Here is a 21,048-nt window from a genome sequence, read left to right as displayed (position 1 = left end):
AAACCAAATCAATCGAATTAACAGCCGTACAGTTTCCAATTCTGCAAACCTGCGCAACTATACTCATATAAATTCTTATAAAAATGATATCTGATAACATCATCGGATAAGGAAGCTATTACCTTGACTACTCTCGTTCAACCTGTAAATGACACAAAAGATCCTATCATCAGAGATGATTTGGCCTTAAATGCACCACAAAAATCCTTGATTATGGGTGGTGGCATCGTAGGATTGATGGTGCTTGCGTACCTACTGGTCACTCAACATATATCTCAATCATTGCTACTTGGCATAGGTCTCTTGTTAGGCTATACCCTTTTTCATGCTCGCTTTGGTTTTACCTCTGCTTTTAGACGTATGATGTCAGTGGGTAACGGTCAGGCGATGCGTTCACACATGCTGATGTTGGCAGTTGCTGTCACGCTATTTGCGCCAATCCTTGCTTATGGCACGACGCTATTTGGCGGTCCTGTCGCAGGTTATGTCGCGCCATTAGGGGTCAGTCTAGTCGTAGGCGCATTTGTATTTGGTATCGGCATGCAGCTTGGTGGCGGCTGTGCCTCTGGTACGCTCTATGCGGTAGGCGGTGGACGCTCTGTTATGTTCATCACCTTTATTTTCTTCATAGTGGGCGCCACGATTGGGGCTTATCACTTGCCATTCTGGACAGAAGAGATGCCCGCTTATGCGCCTTTCTCTTTGGCAACCTCTACAGGTCTTGGCTATACAGGGGCATGGCTGGTATCGCTTGCTATATTTGGCATTATCGCATGGGTGACGTTAGTCGTTGAGAAAAGGAGAAACGCACCAAAGATGGCGCCCGTGCCTTCTGAGTCTGGTTGGAAACGAATCTTTCGTGGTTCTTGGCCGCTTTTTGCTGCCGCAATCGTTCTGGCTTTACTTAACGGTCTGACATTACTTACACGTGGTCAACCGTGGGGCATTACGTCAGCATTTACATTGTGGGGCTCTAAAATTGCAAGCGGCTTTGGCATGGATGTGGCTAGCTGGGGCTATTGGCAAGGGGCTAATGCAGCGGCTCTTGAAGCTTCTATCTTTGCAGATTCGACCACTGTATTAAATATCGGCATTATCATTGGCGCGTTTATCGCCTCTGCTGCGGGTGGCTTGTTCAAGTTTACTAAAATTACTGCCGGTAACTTTGCAGCATCGGTTATCGGCGGGTTGATGATGGGGTATGGCGCCCGTCTCGCGTTCGGTTGTAATATCGGTGCTTACTTTGGTGGTATCGCTTCTTTTAGCCTACATGGTTATATCTGGGGCATACTGGCAATGGCAGGTACGTTCTTGGCACTGTATTTACGTCCTTTATTTGGTTTATCAGTACCAAAATCTAGCGACTCCGTTTGCTAATACAAATGTCGTGTTGATACAGACCTTGTATTAATACAAATGTAGCATTCAAATAAAAAAACAGCAGAATAATCTGCTGTTTTTTTATTGTTTATCACTTTGTTTCCACTACTCATTATTATATAGTTAAAGAAATCTAAAACAGCTACAAGGCAGCCGACCGTAGATTGTACATATAGTACCTCTAGGGAGGGTAACACCGTAGCGGTTTAGTAGTTCGCTGACTATAAAGCTGCTAACGACGGACGATGACCAGTGCCATCCGACCCGTGGCAGGCTGGTGCATATGAGTCTGACGGCGATACGAGTAATAGTGAGTATTTGCGTAACTACAGTCAACAGGTAAATCATGCACAACTATAGCACCGGCAGCTTCTAACTGCATGGCAGCAAGCTTCGGTAAATCCAGCTTTATTTTGTCATCATAAGACGATATAGAAAATAGCGACACAAAGTTATCGATATGGGCCTCTGGCAACGTCTGATTGGCTATACACCCAGCCAATAGCTTATCGCGAACGTCTGTATTTACTTCATAGTTTTCCTGACTGATACACACTCCTATCCAAGCTTGTATAGGGCCTGAATCAGTAAAGCGGTTGACAGTCTCTTGTATCACACCACAGGCCAATCCTTGCCAGCCTGCATGAATCGCTGCGATTTTGCCACTGGTGGGCTGATATAAGACAATCGGTACACAGTCTGCCGTCATGATTGCCAGACCGCGACCGCTTTGTTGACTGACCATCGCATCAGCAGACATTGGCGCCATATTCAACGTAGTAGCATCGACATCATGAATACGTTTACTATGAACCTGGCTGACCCAATGTAAGCGATTAATAGCCGCATGCTGCTCGTTCTGTGCAGACTTACCTGTCAGCTGCTCATTGATAGCAGCCAATAGATTCATGCGGTTATCTAATACTTGCAGTGCATTATCATTGACATGAAGACCTAAATTCAGCTCGCCATAATTTGACTGACCCTCAAACCCTGTACGCTGATTTTTAGCAGCAGAATCATCAATATCATCATGCAAAAAAGCAGCCGTCTGAAAAACGGCCACATTATCAATTTGCGCAATCATTGTCATCGGGAACGTGTTCGTCATGGCTGCTCGCTCTCACCTCTCATCTAGTAAACGTTAGCGTTTACTCTTCATAATAACCGTCGCTTAGTACTGCCATCAGTTTTTGCATGTCTTCAGGTAGTGGCGTCGTTACTTCAATGTCCTCACCTGTCGTCGGATGCACAAACCCTAGCGTATAGGCGTGCAATGCTTGGCGCGGAAAATTATTGATAGCTTGGCGCTGAGCTTCTGTCAATCCAGAACGCAACTGACGACGACCACCATAGACACGGTCACCGACTAATGGATAAGTAATGTGACTTAGATGCACACGAATTTGATGCGTACGTCCCGTCTCAAGCCCGACATCTAGTAGACAGTAATTTTCGTTCAATGGTGTGACATTTAGCAGATGCGTTACTGCTTCACGGCCAGCAGTCATCACCGTCATTTTAGTACGCTGGTTACGATGTCGACCAATCGGCGCATCGATACGACGATGACGAGATAAACTTGCTTGGTCCCCTGCCACCACACACTTATAGTGACGATAAACAGATTTGTCTTTTAGCTGCTCCATTAGTGCCATCTGAGCAGGTTTGGTTTTGCCAATCAATAGCAATCCAGAGGTGTCTTTATCAATACGGTGCACGAGACCTGCACGCGGTAAATGATGCTGCTGAGGATAATGATATAGTAAAGCATTGACCAAAGTGCCGTTTTGGTTACCCGCACCTGGGTGAACCACCATACCGACAGGTTTATTGATTACCAATACGTCATCATCTTCATAGACAACATCGATATCTATGTTTTCTGGTTGGTCTTCGCCATGCTGCTGTAACGTCGTTGATAGATGCAATACATCATCTGCTTTGACACGGACTTTCGGTTTTTGAACACTGCCGTTATAGAGCAGACTACCATCAGTAATCCAGTTCTGGAGTTGCACCCGCGAAAAGTCTGAAAACGCTTGTGAGGCGACCTTATCAATACGCAGACCAGCTTGATCTTCTGTGACCACATGCGTCATATCTACAATCACTGGTACAGCTTGACCCGCTACTGGGGCTTCATCGTCGTCGCCGTCCATATCGCTGTCATCAATATCATTGTCATCAATGTCGCTATCGTTCAGATCATTACCATCATCGATGAGCAACTCTTCATTATCGAGCGCATCATCATGCACTTGCTCACTCATCATTGATTGATTATCAGGTAGCTCATTATTGTTCAAAACTTCATTTGGCATTGGTGACTCTTGTGCTGATGAATCAGTATCTAGCGATTGATTCGGTGATAAATTGGTAGTCATGGCATCATTATTCATAGCAGATTGATACATTGATACGTGGCAAAGCCCCTGACAGTGTTTTGTGAGGTGACTTCGAAGATAGTATTATAAATAGCAGTATAAAAAATTGTCGTTTTTTGATTATCGTTTTTTGCCTATAAATAGCAGATAACAACCTTCAAGGTACAAAAAAGCGAAGACAATACCGCTCTAGTGTATCATGTCGCACGCATAAGCCCTATAGAAGCTGCATGCTATCTGATAATTTTTGAGCATACCTTTATGCTGTAAGATGCCTCGCTTAACTCTCTATAACATGACATTGCTGTAATTTACTGTATATTTACTCATGCTAGCGACATTCGATATCGCTCGTGACAGCCGCTCATGTTAAACTGCTTATACAATATAGATGGCGAAAAAATAGACGTAGCAAATGTTATTCTATAAAGTATAGCCATGTTTTGCTGTATGCTATGGCACTGTATGCGAATGCCGTACTTAGATACAGTTTGAAAATAGCATTGGGTTTTGTTGACCGTGTTTGCCATTTAAACCGTTTAATTATGGTTAAATGCATGTGGTCTATGACTGGCTTACTATACAAGCGCTATGCATCAGGCCCAATCTATCAGTACAATACGTCATAACAAAAACTGCATTCGATAAAAAATTTTTGCTAGTGGATCGCTGACTATTTAGCGTCGTTTTTTATCACTAACCTTTTATATAGCATGATAGCGCCGCTGCTATTATGCGTCTTGTGTCGGAGAAGAAGTATGCAAGCTGTTGGCAATACGTTTATCAAACTGTCCTCAATAACCCTACTGGCGCTTAGCGTCAATCTAGTGGGTTGCCAGACTTTTAAAAATCTAACTGGCGCCAAAGATGGTGAGGCAGTAGAAACAGCTGAAAAATCAGAGCAAGGGTATTATAAAGAGGCTGTCAATCAGATTGACAAAGGTCACTATATCCAAGGTATCGAAGAGCTGACCAATCTGCGCACATTCTACCCAACCGGACAGTACGCTGAGCAAGCCTTGCTTGACATGATGTATGCACAATACGAAGGCGACAAGTATGAGATGGCGGCAGCAAGTGCTGAGCAGTTTATTCGTCTTTACCCGTCTAACCCACAAGTCAGCTACGCCTACTATGTGCGCGGCGTTGCCAATATGGAAGGTTCATCTGAGAGCCTAAAGCTCTTTAAACTGAACCAAGCTGAGCGTGATACCGCGTATTTGCGTATTGCCTTTGCCAACTTCCAAGAGCTTATCAATAAATATCCAAATAGCCCATATGCACCAGATGCTGCTCAGCGTATGACGTTCATCTACAATCAGTTTGCTGAGAGCGAAATGAGCGCAGCCAATTGGTATATCGAGCGTGAAGCTTATGTAGCGGCGGTCAACCGTGCCAAATGGGTATTCCAGTACTACCCGCTGAGTGAATCAACCCCAGATGCTCTTGCAGTACTAGCCTATAGCCATGAAAAACTTGGTCTAACCGATTTGGCCAATGAGTACAAAACGCTGTTGCAGATCAACTATCCAGAAATGCTAACCAGCAACGGTAGTGTGAAATTAAGCACCAAACGTGACCGTACTTGGCTCAACAAGATCACCTTTGGCAAGCTTGGTCGTTCGAACACAACTGACAAATCAGTCGCATCTGGCGAGTATAACGGCGCAACCAAGACACAAATGATTCGTAACGCAGCCCAGTTGAGACTAGCAGGGACAAACACGACGCCTGCTAATACTCCAGTCGCCAATAATGCTGCTGCACGTAATGGTATTAGCGTAGGCTTAGGTCTACCTGAAGCGTCAGCTGAGCGCGTAACCAGTCAATCAAGCACTGGCTCGACTGCAAGAGAAGCTAACGTCGATCCCCTAAATACCAATCCAACACGTCGCACTACACTAAATGATGATAGTGTGAGTGATATGGATAATAATTGATTACGTGAAGTCTCTTCTTAGCCTAGCTAACACAGTCTGTATTCATTGATAATAAGGTCAACATTATGTTGGCCTTATTTTTCTAGCAGTACCTTATTACCTCTGCCCCAATATAATCGACCTATGGTAAACTGTTTTTTGTATGAGCATTCCTAACCATATTCTTGAACAACTAAATAGCCAAGCTGACCTGATCAGCATCATTGGCAAACACACCACGCTTAAACGCGCTGGTAGTGAATATAAAGGCTGCTGCCCTTTTCACGGTGAAAAATCGCCTTCCTTTTATGTCAATCCACAAAAAAACATCTATCACTGCTTTGGCTGTAGCGTCGGTGGCAATGCCATCAGTTTTTTGCGTGATTATGAGAATTTGACATTCATTGAAGCGGTCAATGAACTATCAAAACAAACAGGCATTGAAGTACCCAAAGAAGAACAGCAAAACGTTAGTTATCAACGTCGCGCACCCAAGGCTATTGCACCGCCGCCAGTTCACAATGTGCCTAGCCCAACTGTAGAACATAGCAAAGTAAGCCAAGACGGTACAAATCAAGACAACCATCAAAATAATCGTCAAGACATTTATCAAGACAATGTCACCCAAAGCGACCAAAACTACATCGACCAGCCCATTTATAATGACAATCAGGGCTACGATGACAATCAGGGCTACGAGAACTTTCCACCATTAGAGGCGTATGATTCAGCGCCCTATTCGATAGACTCGTATTCCTCAGAGCCGTATTCACCAAACCATTCAGATGACAGTGGCTATCCGCCAGCATGGCTGACAGATACCGATACTAGCGCTGGTATGCATGATGCTCATAACATTGAGCAAAGCGATGATAAAGATGGCAACCTGTATGAGCTGCTAGAGCAAATCCAGCAGTTCTATCAGCACAATCTGACCACGCATCCCCATGCCAAACACTACTTTTTATCGCGCGGTATTACAGAAGATATCTTTGAGACCTTTGGTCTTGGCTATGCGCCATTTGGTTGGCAGCATCTTGAGCATCAATTTCCGCAGGATATTGAGGGTCTAAAAGCCTTAGGATTGGTACGTCAATCAGAGTCTGGCCGCGACTACGATCTATTGCGCGACCGAGTCATCTTCCCAATTCGTGATAATCAAGGCCGCACCATTGGCTTTGGTGGTCGGGCGCTCGATGACGAAGTAAAACCTAAATATATTAACTCCTCAGACTCGCCCGTCTTTCATAAGCAGCATGTACTATACGGCTATTATGAATCACGTCAGCAGCGCGCAGACAGTTGGTTGGTCGTCGAGGGCTATATGGATGTGATCGCCCTTTATCAAGCAGGTATCTATGGGGCAATCGCCTCGATGGGTACAGCGATTAATGAAAGCCAAATATCGCGTCTACTGACACTCAATCCAACGCTTACTTTAAGCTTTGATGGAGATAGCGCAGGCCAAAAAGCGGCTTGGCGTACACTTGAAGTTGCGCTGCCTGTATTGGCCGATGATAAAGAGTTGCGGTTTTTAACCCTGCCTAACAATCATGATCCTGATACTTTTATTAAGAGTCAGGGCAGCGATGCCATGCGTGAGCAAATCGCTAATGCCATGCCGCTATCACAGTATATTTTTGCATACTTGAGTGAGTGTTATGACATGAGTCTGGCTGAAGGTAAAGCCAAGCTTATGTCTCAAGTACGCTCGTTGACGACCGCTTTACCCAAAGGCAGTAGCTTTCGCTATTTGCTCAACAATGACGTTTATCAAAAGCTTGGCGGCAGGCGCAGTCAGAATGTCGAGGCCAAAGATGCGCTGCTAGATTTTGATGGTGATATGACCATCAGTCAGCAATTGCAGCTGTGCTTTTTGTTTCAGCCGCGCGCGTTAATCGATGACCCTATTGAGTCGATTTGGCAACAGTCAGGGATTAATGGCTTACACCTACCTGCTCATATCAAACAAAAAGCATCACCTGACACCCTGCGTCCTCTTGCTTGGGAAGACTTGCAAGATGCTGCCCTGCTAGACATCGTAAGCACTATCAAGCGCTGTCTTAATTACCTACCAAAAGATGTCAATGCAGCGGCGCATTTTATCTTATCGAACGTAAAGCCTGCGACCCAAGACATGCTCAGCCGTAATTGGGGCGGCTTCTATAAAGCGCTAACTGCGCGCAATATTTTGGGGCTTGATGGCCTGATCGAAGAGCTAGTCAGCCAGCTGCTTGAGCGCAACATGAAGAAAAAAATACAAGAGCTGATACAGAACCCAGATCATATTAAGCTTGCGATCGTCCGTAAACAAACCCAATTATTAAATGATTGGCTACGCGCACAGCAGGCAGAGCAATCTGCCCAGATGGTCACTGTGCAGTCTTAATGTTTAATTTCAAATGTTGACCCTTTAAAAGTCTAGCAGCTGCCCCCACTACTAATGATTATGCCCAGTAGCATGAGTCGCTCCCAAATCATTTAGCTGATGGCAAATAATCAGTAAAAAATGGTCGGTAGCTATCACTAGCTCGTGCTTGACGACTGTGGTCTGTGTTAAACTGTGTCGCTGTATATTGACAGCACTGCTTGGTGAATGATTGTGAGCATGCATCGTTAAGCACAAATTTTAGGTATTATTTTACGTATCAGCTTTTAGATACTATTTTTGAGTATTAAATTTTAAGTACTGTATTTTTTTGGGTACTGTATTGAAGTCTTTTTAGCTTTTCTAATTTTTAGCTGTTTATCAGCATTGTTATTGTAGTGTTTTGAGCCTTTATTCATATCAACTCATTTTTGATATTATTGACAACCTCTACGCCATATTTTGATCAATCGATTGATAAGATCAACGCAAAGAGCGAGCGATAGCGAGTCACAATATAAAAATGTCCGATGCAAGTAAGCGAGTATTTATGAACGATAAGTCAGTTTCTAAGTCCACATCTCAACTGGCCACCTTAATCCAAATGGGCAAAGAGCAAGGGTATCTTACCTACGCTGAGGTGAATGACCAGCTGCCCGACTCTATTACCGAAAGCGATCAGATCGAAGACATTGTGCAAATGCTGACCGATGTCGGTATCAAAATCTTTGAATCAGCTCCTGATGCCGATGACATCTTGATGAACGATGATTCAAGTGATGATGATATGGCAGCAGATGAGGCAGCGGCAGTACTCGCCTCTGTTGAAACTGAGCCTGGTCGTACCACTGATCCTGTACGTATGTATATGCGTGAAATGGGTACGGTTGACCTACTAACTCGCGAAGGCGAAATTGCCATTGCTAAGCGTATCGAAGAAGGTATTCGTGATGTACAGCATGCCATGTCTTACTGGCCTGGTACCGTACAGTTTGTCCTTGACGAGTATCAAAAAGTCCAAGACGGCGAAAAAAAGCTATCTGACGTCATCACTGGTTTCTTAGACCCTGAGACCGAAGAAGACAAAATCGCAGCTCAAGAAGCAAAGGAAGCGGCGAAAGAAGAGCGTGAACGCATCAAAGAAGAAAAAGAAAACCCACCGGTTATCAAAGCTAAGGTCAATGCGAAAGCAGCCGCGCTTGATAATGACGACGAAGATGAAGATGACGTTGAAGACGAAGCTGAAGAAGAAACCAGCGGTCTTGATCCAGAAGAAGTTCGTTTACGCCTAGAAGAGATCGAGCATCTATTTATTAAAGCCAAGCAAGCATTGCTTGATTATGGCCGTGGTAGCGTACAGGCTGATACCGCGTATGCCCTACTTGCTGAACGCTTTATGATGTTGAAGCTAAACAACCGCTTGTCAGATCAAGTCATGGCTATCATGCATGACGTCTATGATGACGTGCGTAAGCAAGAGCGTCAGATCATGCGTTTGGTGATTCGCCGTGGTCGTATGCCGCGTGAAGAGTTCCGTAAGACCTTCCCTAGCAATGAAACCAACGTTGATTGGTTGATTGAACGTATCAAAGGTAAGCCTGCATTTGCTGGTACGCTAGAAAAAGTCACTGATGACGTTATTTTATTACAACGTCGTATCCGTGATTATGAGCAGCAGCTCGATATGAAAATCCACGATATGAAAGATGTGGCACGTCGCATGGCTGTTGGTGAAGCAAAAGCTCGCCGCGCGAAAAAAGAAATGGTTGAAGCTAACCTACGTCTGGTTATCTCTATCGCCAAAAAATATACCAATCGTGGTCTACAGTTCTTGGATCTTATCCAAGAAGGTAACATCGGTCTGATGAAAGCCGTTGATAAGTTTGAATATCGCCGTGGTTATAAGTTCTCGACCTATGCCACATGGTGGATTCGTCAGGCGATTACCCGCTCTATTGCTGACCAAGCGCGCACCATTCGTATTCCTGTGCATATGATTGAGACCATCAACAAAATCAACCGTGTCTCACGTCAATTGCTACAAGAAATGGGGCGCGAGCCAACACCTGAGGAATTAGGCGAACGCTTAGAGATGGACGAAGTTAAAGTCCGTAAAGTGTTGAAGATTGCCAAAGAACCTATCTCTATGGAAACTCCGATCGGTGATGATGAAGATTCGCACCTAGGTGATTTTATCGAAGATGGTACGATCTCAAGCCCTGTCGATGATGCGACTGCTGCTGGTCTGCAAGAAGCGACTCGTGATGTACTCGGCAACCTGACTGAGCGTGAAGCGCGTGTCCTAAAAATGCGTTTCGGTATCGATATGCCAACCGATCATACTCTAGAAGAAGTCGGTAAACAGTTCGATGTAACGCGTGAGCGTATTCGTCAGATCGAGGCAAAAGCATTGCGTAAATTGCGTCATCCATCACGTTCTGAGCACTTGCGCTCTTTCCTTGAAAATGATTAGATTCTCAGAGAAATACTGAGCCTAGTTAATAGGTTTCAGATAGTTGCTAGAAATAGAAAAGCTGAGCATGTCTCAGCTTTTTTTGTGCCTGCTTTTTAATTCTAGAAATTATTAACTACTGTATTTATTAATTACAAAGCTCCATAATTGCATAGCCTCCTAGTCATAGATCTCTTTAACCCAAGCGCTCCTTGTTCAATGTACACCCCTATTTTCTTTACCTTCTACTATCTTCTCTTATTCAAAATTATCAAATTATAGATAGACACACTCTTTCAAAAACCACTTTATAGTTGACACTATCAACCTTATTCTATATAGTTGCTTCTATCAACTATATCAAAGAGTTTTTATGTCTAACAATTCATTGAGCGAAACACTACATCAATTGATGCATACCTATACCAATCTACTGCTAGAAGGCATTCGTCAGCAAGGTGTCGAGTTGTCCGTTACTAATATCAGAACCTTAAAAGGTGTCTGCTATAACCCGAATAGCACTGCGCTATCAATCTCTAAACATATACAGCGAGACAAAGCGCAAATCACTCGTGCCTTAAATGACCTTTTAGCAGCTGAGCTAATCTTGAAGACAGATAACCCGCTTGATGGTCGCAGCCAATTACTACAGCTGACCTCTAAAGGCGAAGAAATTATGGCAAAGCTTGATGCAGCAGAAGAATGGACAAGACAGCAATTAACGAAAGATTTAAGCCTCGTAGAGCTTGCCTTATTTTTCCGTGTCAGTCGCACCATGATAGACAACGTTAGCACCAGCAAGACTATCGATAAATAAGTAAGGAAAGATCCATATGAATAACACAATAAATCAAAAACCAGTGCGTGAAATCATGACCGTTGCTCACAAGCAAATGATTACTTCGCACTACATTCGTATATACCTCACAGGCCAAGCAGATACTATTGCCAATATCGCGACCATGACTGTTGGCGCAAATAACAAAGTACTTATCCCTGTCGATAAAGCTCAGCCAATTGACCTAAATGACAATACTACTTTTGTAGTTCGCACTTATACTCATCGCGGCGCTGATGTAGCAAAACAACAGATCTGGATTGATTTTGTCGCTCATGGTGATGAGGCGCCCGCTTCAGGCTGGGCCACTCATGCTGAGGTTGGCGACGAGATCGGTATCTTAATGAAGCCTAAAACCAAAGCGCTTTGTCCCGATGCAGATTATTTTCTACTGATTGGCGATGCCACAGCGATACCAGTGCTCGGCTCGATATTAGAAAGCTTGCCTGACAGTGCGACTGGTCAATGCATCATCGAAGTGCACGGTACAGAAGATGAGCAAGAATTGCCGACAGCAGCCAACATCAACATGACATGGTTACATAACCCAGATCCAACACAAGGCAGTCAATTAATCGACACAGTAAAATCTCTCACATTACCAACTGTAGAACAGAGCCGTTTTGCTTATATCGCTAGCGAATTCTCATCTGTCAAAGCCTTGCGTCATTACCTAAAGGTCGAGCAACAGTGGTCTAAGGATGAGCTATATGCCTTTTCTTACTGGAAAGCAGGTGTTGCAGAAGACCAATCTGTAAGCGATCGACAGGCAGAAAAAAACACCGACTAATTAAACGCTCTTTATGATAGGAAAATAACGATGGCTCCAAATACTATGCCAGTAAATACCGAGACCCTGCTCATTGATGGTTCTAAAAGTGGTAGCGCTAAGAATGATGGCACTAAAAAAACACCGTTTATAGTGGTCAACTAATTTAGGACACCTGATAAGAGGTTTTTGTTAAAGTAGCGTTTCTCTTTTTCTAGCGGTGTTAAATAATTGTTGAAAGTATGCGGTCTCACGGTTTGATAATAGCCCCAGATATAATCAGCAATGGCGCTTTTAGCCTCAGCGATATTCTCATAACCACCTTTTGGCATCCATTCTGTTTTAAAGCTTCTAAAGAATCGTTCGGTTGGGGCGTTATCCCAACAGTTTCCGCGACGGCTCATACTTTGCGTCATGCCATTACAACTAGCAACGGATTCAGCAAATGTCTTACTGGTGTAATGGGTTCCCTGATCAGAGTGAAATAGCACATTACTTGGTTTTAGGCGCGTCTCATACGCCATCTGCAGCGCTTTGGTTGTCAGTATGCTGTCAGGCGAATCTGACACCGCAAAGCCCACTACACGCCGAGCATATAAATCTAACACCACAGCAAGATAACACCAGCCGCCTTTGATGCGAATATAGGTCACATCGCCCGTCCAGACTTGATTGGGTGCTGTTGGGCTAAAGTTACGGTTCAATAGGTTTCCATGGATTTTATGCGTGTTATCAGCGTGCTTATATTTATGCGTCTTCAATTGACAGCTTTTAAGCCCCATCTGCGCCATAAGTTTACCTACCATATAACGGGTCAGCTTGATGCCGTGTTCATTCATCATGATGGCGGCAATACTACGAGCGCCTGCTGAGTGCTTTGAATCGTTGAATATTTGGCGTATTAAGGCTTTGATTTTGACGGCTTCAAGGCTAATTGGCTTGGGCTTTAGTCCATAGTAGTAACTGCTTTTCATCACGCCAAACAGCTTGCACAGAAGGCTTTTATTGACCTGTTTGTCTTGCTCTGCAAGCTGACTAATTAGCGATAGCCGTTCAGGCTGTCCAATGCCAGCAGAGCGGAAGCCTTTTTTAGAATATCGCGCTCCATAGTGAGTCGTTTAACCTGCTTACGCAGCTCTTGAAGCTCGCGCTGTTCATCCGTTAAAGCATTGCCGACTTTAGGTGCTTGGCCACTCATTTCTTGACGGTACTGACTCAGCCATTTCTGCAGAGTGGATTTACCTATTCCTAAAGAATCGGCCACGTCAGGTATTTTACGTTTGTGGTCAACAACTAAGCTGATGGCTTCTAATTTGAATTCTCGGGTATATTGGTTGCGTTTGTTGGTCATACTATTTTCCTTCTTTGGGTTAGTATAACCTCTTAGCAGCTGTCCAAGTTTATTATGCCACTACACTAATACTATTTTACTGCTGGTTTGGCAAAGAACTAACGTGTATTTAATAAGTCAGTCGTAACAACGTTTACTGTTAGATTCGATTTAAAACAATCTTTTTTTACCCGTCATATATTGTTACTATTCGACAATATTCCGATGACTAGACAGTACAACTGTCATAATTAATCTAGTTTTGGCTGTATACTCTACTGTTATAGAAACGTATAGTCAGCAGATAAACGCTAGTTATAAGCTGTATGCTACTAGTAGCCGTTTATTTGTATATGGTTGACACATTGGCGGTAAATAAACACTACTCCGTTTTGGTGTCTAGACCCATAATGAGTAAGCTAAAAATCCAATGTTCCACTCTGACAGTTGTTGATTATTAACTAGGTATCGATATCACACATTTTATGAATACAGAAAACATAATATCTGCACTTAACAACCCCATGCGTCGTCAAATCATAAAGTGGTTGAAGGACAGGTCGAACTTTCCAGCGTCATTACCAGAGCATGCTAATTTGGATGGAGTATGCGTCAGCTACATTCAAGAAAAAGCTGGATTGTCGCAGTCAACCATTTCAAACTATATGGGTGTGTTAAAAAGAGCAGGATTGGTTACGTCCGAACGCCATGGACAATGGACGTTTTATCAGCGTCATGAAGCTAACATCGAAGCATTTCTCAATGAAGTTGAAAAAGAGCTGTTAAAGCTTTAAAAATTTCTCATAATCTTTAGAGTCACTTTGATCTAATCTAGAACATCTAGATACTTCAATATAACGATTAACTATCTTCATACCGCATCATCCAAACCAGTACTTCTTCCCTTCTAGCTATTCCTTCTCTTCTGCCATCCTATTAGCTTGTAAAAACTTTATCCATAAAAGAATATAGTCTTCTAATCAGGTTTTAATCTGCATAAAAAAAGCCGAGATATACTCAGCTTTTTTGTATTTGTCAATATGACACTATTGATACATAGCTAATTTAATGCGCGCCTAAGCTTTGCTCAGCATCTGGCTTATCATGCACACCGAAATTGTCTATCATCGCCTGGCTCGCCTCGTTCAAACCGATGAGCTCTACCTCAGTGCCTTCACGGCGAAATTTAATAATCACTTTATCTATGGCGGCGACTGCTGTCACGTCCAAAAAATGCACGCGCGATACATCAATGACCACGTTAGAGACAGACTCTTTAATATCAAAGGAATCAATCATACGCTCTGCTGATGAGAAAAATACTTGTCCATCAACTCGATAATAACGCGTTTGCGCTGCTTCATCCATGTGACTATGCACACTCATATAGCGCTCAATCTTATTGGCAAAGAACAGTGCTGACAGCAGCACGCCAATCAATACGCCATAGGCCAAGTTATGCGTTGCGACCACCACAGCAACGGTCGTAATCATAACCAAATTACTTTGCAGTGGCTTGGTTTTTAGCTCCCTAAAGGAACCCCAGTTAAAAGTACCGATAGACACCATAATCATCACAGCGACTAATGCGGCCATTGGAATAATCTTTAACCAATCACTTAAAAACACCACCATCAGTAATAAAAATATGCCTGCAACTAAGGTAGAAAGACGTGTATAACCACCTGATTTGACATTGATGATCGACTGGCCAATCATCGCACAGCCTGCCATCCCGCCAAAAAAGCTACTAACCACATTGGCAATACCTTGGCCTTTACACTCTTGCGTACGGTCGCCTTTGGTATCGGTCAAATCATCTACGATAGTCATGGTCATCATAGACTCAAGTAAGCCCACTATCGCCAAACTGATAGAGTACGGGAAAATAATGATCAACGTATCTAAGTTCAACAGGATATCAGGTATCAAAAACATCGGCAGGGTATCAGGTAGCTGACCCATATCATTGATGGTTCGAGCCTCTGCACCTAATAAGATAGCTATAGCCGTAACTAGTACAATACTGACCAATGGCGATGGAATCACTTTACCGATCTTTGGAATATATGGATAGCCATAGATAATGACTAGACCTAGCGCCACAAGACCGTATACGTGTACTAGGTTTGAACCTGCCTGCGGCATCAGCTCAGGAACCTGTGACATAAAAATCAAAATAGCCAAGGCATTGATAAAGCCCAGTACCACAGATTGCGACACATATTTCATCAGATTCCCCAGCTTTAAGAAGCCAAATATAATCTGTATAACACCTGTCAGCACACTGGCTGCTAACAAGTACTGCAATCCATAATCCTTGACCAGCGTCACCATTAGTAACGCCATCGCACCCGTCGCCGCCGAAATCATCGCTGGACGACCGCCGACAAACGCAATCACTACTGCGATACAAAATGAGGCATAAAGCCCTACTTGGGGATCGACACCAGCAATGATAGAAAACGCAATCGCTTCAGGAATAAGCGCCAAAGCGACGACCATGCCAGCCAAGACATCGCCGCGCGCATTGGATAGCCAATGCTCTTTAATTGTATTTAACGTATTTAACTCAGTTTTGGGTAACTGCTTTAGTCTGTCAATAAACGAGGTATCTAATCATTATTTGGAAAACATTTAATTGGAAAGCATCTAAAAAGTAGTTAAAAATCAGCTCACATGAAAAGTCTGACACATTTCTATCTAAGCACATTGCCATCTAGACAAGTTGCTCATTACCTATTAGATAATAAATATAAAAATGTGAACGATCATAGTTAGCGAGTTGTCGTCATAACGTACTTTTAGTGATGCAATTTTCACGATCCACTAGATATATCGAATAGTGATACAAACGTTAAAGCAGTGCGTGCGCACAAGAAAAAGCGTTAGACGCTTTATGAGAGTAATTGCTATAGGAAGCAATCATTACTGAGGAGAGGGTCAGCTAGGGTGGCGTATTCATCTTTGTGGTAACAGCTTTTATAGAGTTAAAGAGTGATATCTTGCGTCATTTTAACATACATAAAGTGGATTAATAAAAACATCTCCCTTTTGGCGAGGATTTAACTTTTTGGCTATCCCAATTACCGAGCTTAAGTGACCACCCTACTTCTTAGTTTGAATAAATTTATAGTCTTTTGGGCTTTACAGATCTTGATTCTGTATTAGAATTACACGAGACATTGAAGAGTGTCTCCATATACCCCATCGCTAGGAAGCTGACATGATTGTCCGGCAAACACCCCACCCGTTTAAGATATTTTTCGCCCTTCGCGGTTCAATCATTCCAAAAATATATCCGCAGCTGCTATTGGTTACCATCCTTAGTACAGCCATTACCATTATTCAACACTGGATTCCTGACTCTTTTCCTTATTATGGTATCGCCACTTTTACCTTATTAGGGATTGCATTATCGCTGTTTTTGGGATTTCGAAATAATGCCAGCTATCAGCGTTGGTGGGAAGCACGGATGCTATGGGGCCAGTTGGTATATGATGCTCGCAGCTTAACGCGCCAAGTCCTATCCTTTATAGATGATGATAACGAGCATGGTCGTGAGACTCAGCGCACCATGGTATATCTGACCATTGCTTTTGCACATGCTGTACGCCACAGGCTGCGTGGTACGCCACCTTGGGCGGACATAGATCCCTTTGTCGCATCCATACATCATGATCGTATGCGCCAAGCAAAAAATGTCCCTGACCATATAATGCGCCTCATGGGTAAGCATCTCGGCGATATTCGGCGTCAAGGACTGGTCTCAGAGCAAGTCATCCAAAACATGGATGAGCGCCTGACCTCTATGACGATTGTCTTGGCAGCCTGCGAGCGCATTCATAACACACCGCTACCTTTTGCTTATATGCTGCTGGTACATCGTACGACCTACTTGTATTGCATCATGCTGCCTTTTGGCTTGGTCGCCTCGCTTGGTTGGGCAACGCCCTTGGTTTGTGCCGTGATTGCTTATACGTTTTTTGGGTTAGATGCATTGAGTGAAGAGCTAGAAGAGCCGTTTGGTTTGGCAGCCAACCAACTTCCATTGACGGCATTGTCCCGCACTATCGAGATCAATCTGCGAGAAGCGCTGGGAGAAACCAATCTGCCGACTGATATTATGCCTATTGATGGTTATTTGCCGTAAATATTGCCGTCATCTAAGCGCCATACAATAAACGAGCGGCAAACGTAACTTGAATAATCTACCGCACGCCACTATAAATAGCAGACAAAGGTACTGTAGGTAAAATCTCTACTCTAACCAGCTGATTTATTCAAAAATATTATCTATAAAAGCGAGGCTCATATCATGAGTGATGATTCAAAAAATAACAACGACAACGTCGACAACAATGTAAATAACCCAACCAGCAATCAGCCATCAGTGAAAGTCACTGATCTGACGCCGAATAAAGGCGTTCTAAAAGGCAAAAAAACAGACATTCAAAATCCTGAGCTTTGGGAGTTCCCAATGAACTACCCACTCAGCATCATTGGTCATGAAGGTGAGCACGAGAGCCTGCTTAATGAAATCAAGCTGATCTTGGGTAGCCAATTCCCTGATTTTGATTTGGCGTCTATCGAAGTTAAGCCGTCTAAAACGGGTCGTTTTCACTCAGCACGGGTTAATTTGCACCTAACTGCTGCGGAGCAAGTAAATGCGCTTTATGCCTCACTCGATAATGCAAAAACGGTTCGTATTGTTTTATAAGTCGCATAGAAAACTTTAACGCCTTTTTAGTCCAAATCGTCACTCGCTAGTAATAAGATATGGGTGGCGATTTTTTGTGGTTTGATGTACAATCTGCGCCCGCATTATTGCCGCCATGACTCCTATTATCAGTCGACAATAACCGAGAGAATGAAAAGTAAATCTCACGATATTTTTACAAAAATTTTATTATTGACCGCATTTGCGTCTAACCCTTATCCCATCGTCCTTTGCCAAAATTTGGACTGCCTACAACCTTGTAGCAACATAGTTTTATTCTAAAATCAATATAGTATTTTCAAAATTTTCCCGCTATATTGTGCCTACCAATTAACAAACACGCTATATGTAGTACTCAGTGATTTTAACCGTCACTATGAGTAGTGGTAGCTTTTTGTCCAAAAAAACCAGCTAGCACAACCCCACATAATAGCGTTATAAAGAATGTCTGCCACTGATTCAGCGCGCAGCATCACAATAAGCAATCAAAATAGAGGCCAGCATGACACATATTGACAAAATCCAAGTAACCAAACGTGATGGACGTTTAGAGCCTATTGATTTAGACAAAATTCACAAGGTAATCGCATGGGCTGCGGATGGCTTGGACAACGTGTCTGTGTCTCAAGTTGAGCTAAAGTCGCACATTCAGTTTTATGAAGGTATCAAGACTCGTGACATTCACGAAACCATCATCAAATCTGCCGCCGACCTAATTTCTGAAACCACGCCTGACTATCAGTATCTGGCTGCGCGTTTGGCCATCTTCCATTTACGTAAGATTGCTTATAACAAATTTACCCCGCCGCACCTATATGACCATGTCAAAACCCTGACTGATGCTGGCAAATACGATCAGCATATCTTAGCTGACTATAGCCGTGCTGAATTTGATGAGCTAGAAGAATATCTGGATCACTGGCGCGATATGAACCTTGCTTATGCCGCTGTTGAGCAAATGGCAGGCAAATATCTCGTGCAAGACCGCGTGAGTAAGACTGTCTATGAGAGCCCGCAGTTCTTATACATGCTGGTCGGTATGTGTCTGTTTAGCCAATACGACAAGTCAGATCGTCTTGATTTCGTCAAACGCTTCTATGATGCGACTTCAGAATTCAAAATCTCACTACCAACCCCTATCATGTCAGGCGTACGTACGCCATCGCGCCAGTTTAGCTCGTGCGTATTGATCGAATGTGGTGATAGCCTAGACTCAATCAACGCCACCACTAGCGCCATTGTACGCTATGTATCACAGCGTGCTGGTATCGGCATCAATGCAGGTCGTATCCGCGCCCTTGGTAGCCCTATCCGTGGTGGCGAAGCACAGCATACTGGTTGTATCCCGTTCTACAAACTGTTCCAGACTGCGGTGAAATGCTGCTCACAAGGCGGCGTACGTGGCGGTGCTGCGACTCTATTTTATCCGCTATGGCATTTAGAAGTTGAGTCATTACTGGTACTGAAAAACAACCGCGGCGTCGAAGACAACCGTGTCCGTCATATGGACTACGGCGTACAGTTAAACAAAACGATGTATACACGCCTAATCAAAGGCCAAGACATCTCGCTATTCTCACCAGGTGACACGCCAGGCTTGTATGATGCGTTCTTTGAAGATCAAGACAAGTTCGAAGAGTTGTATACCAAATACGAAAATGATCCTAACGTACGTAGCCGTCAAATCCCAGCAGTAGATTTGTTCAGCCTGATGATGCAAGAGCGCGCCAGCACGGGTCGTATCTATATCCAAAACGTCGATCATTGCAACACGCATAGCCCATTTGACGCGACGGTTGCCCCGATTCGCCAGTCAAACCTATGTATGGAAATCGCGCTACCGACTAAGCCACTTGATAACATCAATGACGAAGAAGGCGAAATCGCACTTTGTACGCTATCAGCGGTCAACTTGGGTAAAGTCGAAAACGTCAGCGACATCGAAGAGCCAGCTGAGCTAATCGTCCGTGCGCTTGATGCCCTGCTCGACTATCAAGACTATCCAGTAAAAGCCGCTCAAAACGGCAGCATGCGTCGCCGTACGCTAGGTGTGGGCGTGATTAACTATGCTTACTACTTAGCTAAGAATGGCGCACGCTACTCTGACGACAGCGCGCTTGGTCTGACCCATCAGACGTTTGAAGCGTTGCAGTTCTATCTCTTAAAAGCGTCAAACAAATTGGCAAAAGAGCAAGGCGCGTGCCCTGCGTTCAATGAGACTACATACTCGCAAGGCATCTTGCCGATTGATACGTACAAAGCCGACTTGGACAAAATCTGTCAAGAGCCGCTACATCTCGATTGGGAAACGCTACGTGGCGAGATCACTGAGCACGGTCTACGCAACTCTACCCTAACCGCCTTGATGCCGTCTGAGACCTCTAGTCAGATCGCCAACGCGACCAACGGTATCGAGCCACCACGTGGTCTGGTCTCTATCAAAGCGTCAAAAGATGGCATCCTAAAGCAAGTCGTGCCTGAGATTGATAAGCTAAAAGATCAGTACGAACTACTATGGCAAATGCCAAACAATGACGGTTACCTAAAATTGGTCGCTATCATGCAAAAATTCGTCGATCAAAGTATCTCTGCCAATACCAACTACGACCCAGTTCGTTATGCAGGTGGCCGTGTACCGATGAAAATATTGCTAAAAGACTTGCTAAACGCTTATAAAATGGGCGTGAAGACGTTGTACTACCATAATACTCGTGATGGTGCGAACGATGCCCAAGCGGATATGGAAGATGATTGTGCTGGCGGGGCTTGTAAAATCTAAGTTTTGATGAATGGCGGGTTTGGCTTTTGAGTTAAGTCCGCCGTTTTGTAACGAACTATACAAGACTAAAGCGAATTATAGAGCGGCTATAGCATTGAAAGTTGAG

15 protein-coding genes are annotated in these 21,048 nt (G+C 43.8%); 10 read left to right on the top strand and 5 right to left on the bottom strand.

Going from position 1 to position 21,048, the window contains the following annotated elements:
- The first annotated feature begins 123 nt into the window (after window positions 1–123).
- On the top strand, window positions 124–1,377 hold the full coding sequence (locus tag CXF61_RS04670) for a YeeE/YedE family protein (protein ID WP_165597337.1): 1,254 nt from the start codon (window positions 124–126) through the stop codon (window positions 1,375–1,377).
- Between the two features lie 235 nt (window positions 1,378–1,612).
- Here CXF61_RS04670 and CXF61_RS04665 read toward each other — a convergent pair whose 3' ends face one another.
- Together CXF61_RS04665 and CXF61_RS04660 are read right to left on the bottom strand one after the other, a co-directional pair.
- Entirely contained in the window at window positions 1,613–2,491 is an 879-nt protein-coding gene (locus CXF61_RS04665) for a purine nucleoside phosphorylase YfiH/LACC1 family protein (RefSeq protein ID WP_165597336.1), read from the bottom strand.
- A 40-nt stretch (window positions 2,492–2,531) separates the two neighbouring features.
- Complete coding sequence (locus CXF61_RS04660; protein WP_227526598.1) at window positions 2,532–3,767, bottom strand: RluA family pseudouridine synthase; 1,236 nt, start codon at window positions 3,765–3,767, stop codon at window positions 2,532–2,534.
- Between the two features lie 758 nt (window positions 3,768–4,525).
- Between CXF61_RS04660 and CXF61_RS04655 the strand changes: the two genes are divergently transcribed.
- From CXF61_RS04655 to CXF61_RS04635, 5 genes are all read left to right on the top strand, one after another.
- Window positions 4,526–5,707, top strand: a complete 1,182-nt coding sequence (locus CXF61_RS04655; RefSeq protein WP_134292148.1) for an outer membrane protein assembly factor BamD — start codon at window positions 4,526–4,528, stop codon at window positions 5,705–5,707.
- A 142-nt stretch (window positions 5,708–5,849) separates the two neighbouring features.
- Window positions 5,850–8,075, top strand: coding sequence for a DNA primase (locus CXF61_RS04650; RefSeq protein WP_165597335.1), 2,226 nt, complete (start codon window positions 5,850–5,852; stop codon window positions 8,073–8,075).
- A gap of 529 nt (window positions 8,076–8,604) precedes the next feature.
- Window positions 8,605–10,527 carry an RNA polymerase sigma factor RpoD gene (gene rpoD / locus CXF61_RS04645; protein ID WP_101204784.1) on the top strand — a complete coding sequence of 641 codons (1,923 nt, stop codon included), beginning with the start codon at window positions 8,605–8,607 and terminating at the stop codon, window positions 10,525–10,527.
- A gap of 352 nt (window positions 10,528–10,879) precedes the next feature.
- Window positions 10,880–11,323, top strand: coding sequence for a MarR family winged helix-turn-helix transcriptional regulator (locus CXF61_RS04640; protein WP_165597334.1), 444 nt, complete (start codon window positions 10,880–10,882; stop codon window positions 11,321–11,323).
- 16 nt (window positions 11,324–11,339) lie between these two features.
- Window positions 11,340–12,134, top strand: coding sequence for a siderophore-interacting protein (locus tag CXF61_RS04635; protein ID WP_165597333.1), 795 nt, complete (start codon window positions 11,340–11,342; stop codon window positions 12,132–12,134).
- Between the two features lie 140 nt (window positions 12,135–12,274).
- Here CXF61_RS04635 and CXF61_RS04630 read toward each other — a convergent pair whose 3' ends face one another.
- Both CXF61_RS04630 and CXF61_RS04625 read right to left on the bottom strand, forming a co-directional pair.
- Window positions 12,275–13,153, bottom strand: a complete 879-nt coding sequence (locus CXF61_RS04630) for an IS3 family transposase (RefSeq protein WP_264755665.1) — start codon at window positions 13,151–13,153, stop codon at window positions 12,275–12,277.
- Window positions 13,153–13,464 (bottom strand): transposase, encoded by a 312-nt coding sequence (locus CXF61_RS04625; protein ID WP_165597331.1) that lies wholly within the window; start codon window positions 13,462–13,464, stop codon window positions 13,153–13,155. Before CXF61_RS04625 ends, CXF61_RS04630 begins: the two co-directional genes overlap by 1 nt.
- A 464-nt stretch (window positions 13,465–13,928) precedes the next feature.
- On the opposite strand from CXF61_RS04625, the gene CXF61_RS04620 reads away from it, so the two are divergent.
- On the top strand, window positions 13,929–14,237 hold the full coding sequence (locus CXF61_RS04620) for an ArsR/SmtB family transcription factor (RefSeq protein ID WP_165597330.1): 309 nt from the start codon (window positions 13,929–13,931) through the stop codon (window positions 14,235–14,237).
- A gap of 271 nt (window positions 14,238–14,508) precedes the next feature.
- Here CXF61_RS04620 and CXF61_RS04615 read toward each other — a convergent pair whose 3' ends face one another.
- Window positions 14,509–16,047, bottom strand: coding sequence for a SulP family inorganic anion transporter (locus CXF61_RS04615; protein WP_264755664.1), 1,539 nt, complete (start codon window positions 16,045–16,047; stop codon window positions 14,509–14,511).
- Between the two features lie 622 nt (window positions 16,048–16,669).
- Here CXF61_RS04615 and CXF61_RS04610 point away from each other — a divergent pair.
- From CXF61_RS04610 to nrdA, 3 genes are all read left to right on the top strand, one after another.
- Complete coding sequence (locus CXF61_RS04610; RefSeq protein ID WP_165597329.1) at window positions 16,670–17,596, top strand: bestrophin family protein; 927 nt, start codon at window positions 16,670–16,672, stop codon at window positions 17,594–17,596.
- A gap of 255 nt (window positions 17,597–17,851) precedes the next feature.
- Window positions 17,852–18,163: a YbeD family protein gene (locus CXF61_RS04605; RefSeq protein ID WP_413775325.1), complete on the top strand. Its 312-nt coding sequence runs from the start codon at window positions 17,852–17,854 to the stop codon at window positions 18,161–18,163.
- Between the two features lie 502 nt (window positions 18,164–18,665).
- A complete protein-coding gene (gene nrdA / locus CXF61_RS04600) occupies window positions 18,666–20,942 on the top strand; it encodes a class 1a ribonucleoside-diphosphate reductase subunit alpha (RefSeq protein WP_165597327.1) in 2,277 nt (758 codons plus the stop codon).
- Window positions 20,943–21,048 lie beyond the last annotated feature (106 nt).

Origin of the sequence: Psychrobacter sp. 4Dc (assembly GCF_002836715.1) — a bacterium.
Classification (GTDB): Bacteria; Pseudomonadota; Gammaproteobacteria; order Pseudomonadales; family Moraxellaceae; genus Psychrobacter.
This window is presented reverse-complemented; position numbering and strand designations above follow the sequence as displayed.

Coding starts and splice junctions, on each gene's coding strand:
- CXF61_RS04665 (WP_165597336.1), bottom strand. CDS start 2,491: ATGACGAACACGTTCCCGATGACAATGATTGCGCAAATTGATAATGTG.
- CXF61_RS04660 (WP_227526598.1), bottom strand. CDS start 3,767: ATGACTACCAATTTATCACCGAATCAATCGCTAGATACTGATTCATCA.
- CXF61_RS04655 (WP_134292148.1), top strand. CDS start 4,526: ATGCAAGCTGTTGGCAATACGTTTATCAAACTGTCCTCAATAACCCTA.
- CXF61_RS04650 (WP_165597335.1), top strand. CDS start 5,850: ATGAGCATTCCTAACCATATTCTTGAACAACTAAATAGCCAAGCTGAC.
- rpoD (WP_101204784.1), top strand. CDS start 8,605: ATGAACGATAAGTCAGTTTCTAAGTCCACATCTCAACTGGCCACCTTA.
- CXF61_RS04640 (WP_165597334.1), top strand. CDS start 10,880: ATGTCTAACAATTCATTGAGCGAAACACTACATCAATTGATGCATACC.
- CXF61_RS04635 (WP_165597333.1), top strand. CDS start 11,340: ATGAATAACACAATAAATCAAAAACCAGTGCGTGAAATCATGACCGTT.
- CXF61_RS04625 (WP_165597331.1), bottom strand. CDS start 13,464: ATGACCAACAAACGCAACCAATATACCCGAGAATTCAAATTAGAAGCC.
- CXF61_RS04620 (WP_165597330.1), top strand. CDS start 13,929: ATGAATACAGAAAACATAATATCTGCACTTAACAACCCCATGCGTCGT.
- CXF61_RS04610 (WP_165597329.1), top strand. CDS start 16,670: ATGATTGTCCGGCAAACACCCCACCCGTTTAAGATATTTTTCGCCCTT.
- nrdA (WP_165597327.1), top strand. CDS start 18,666: ATGACACATATTGACAAAATCCAAGTAACCAAACGTGATGGACGTTTA.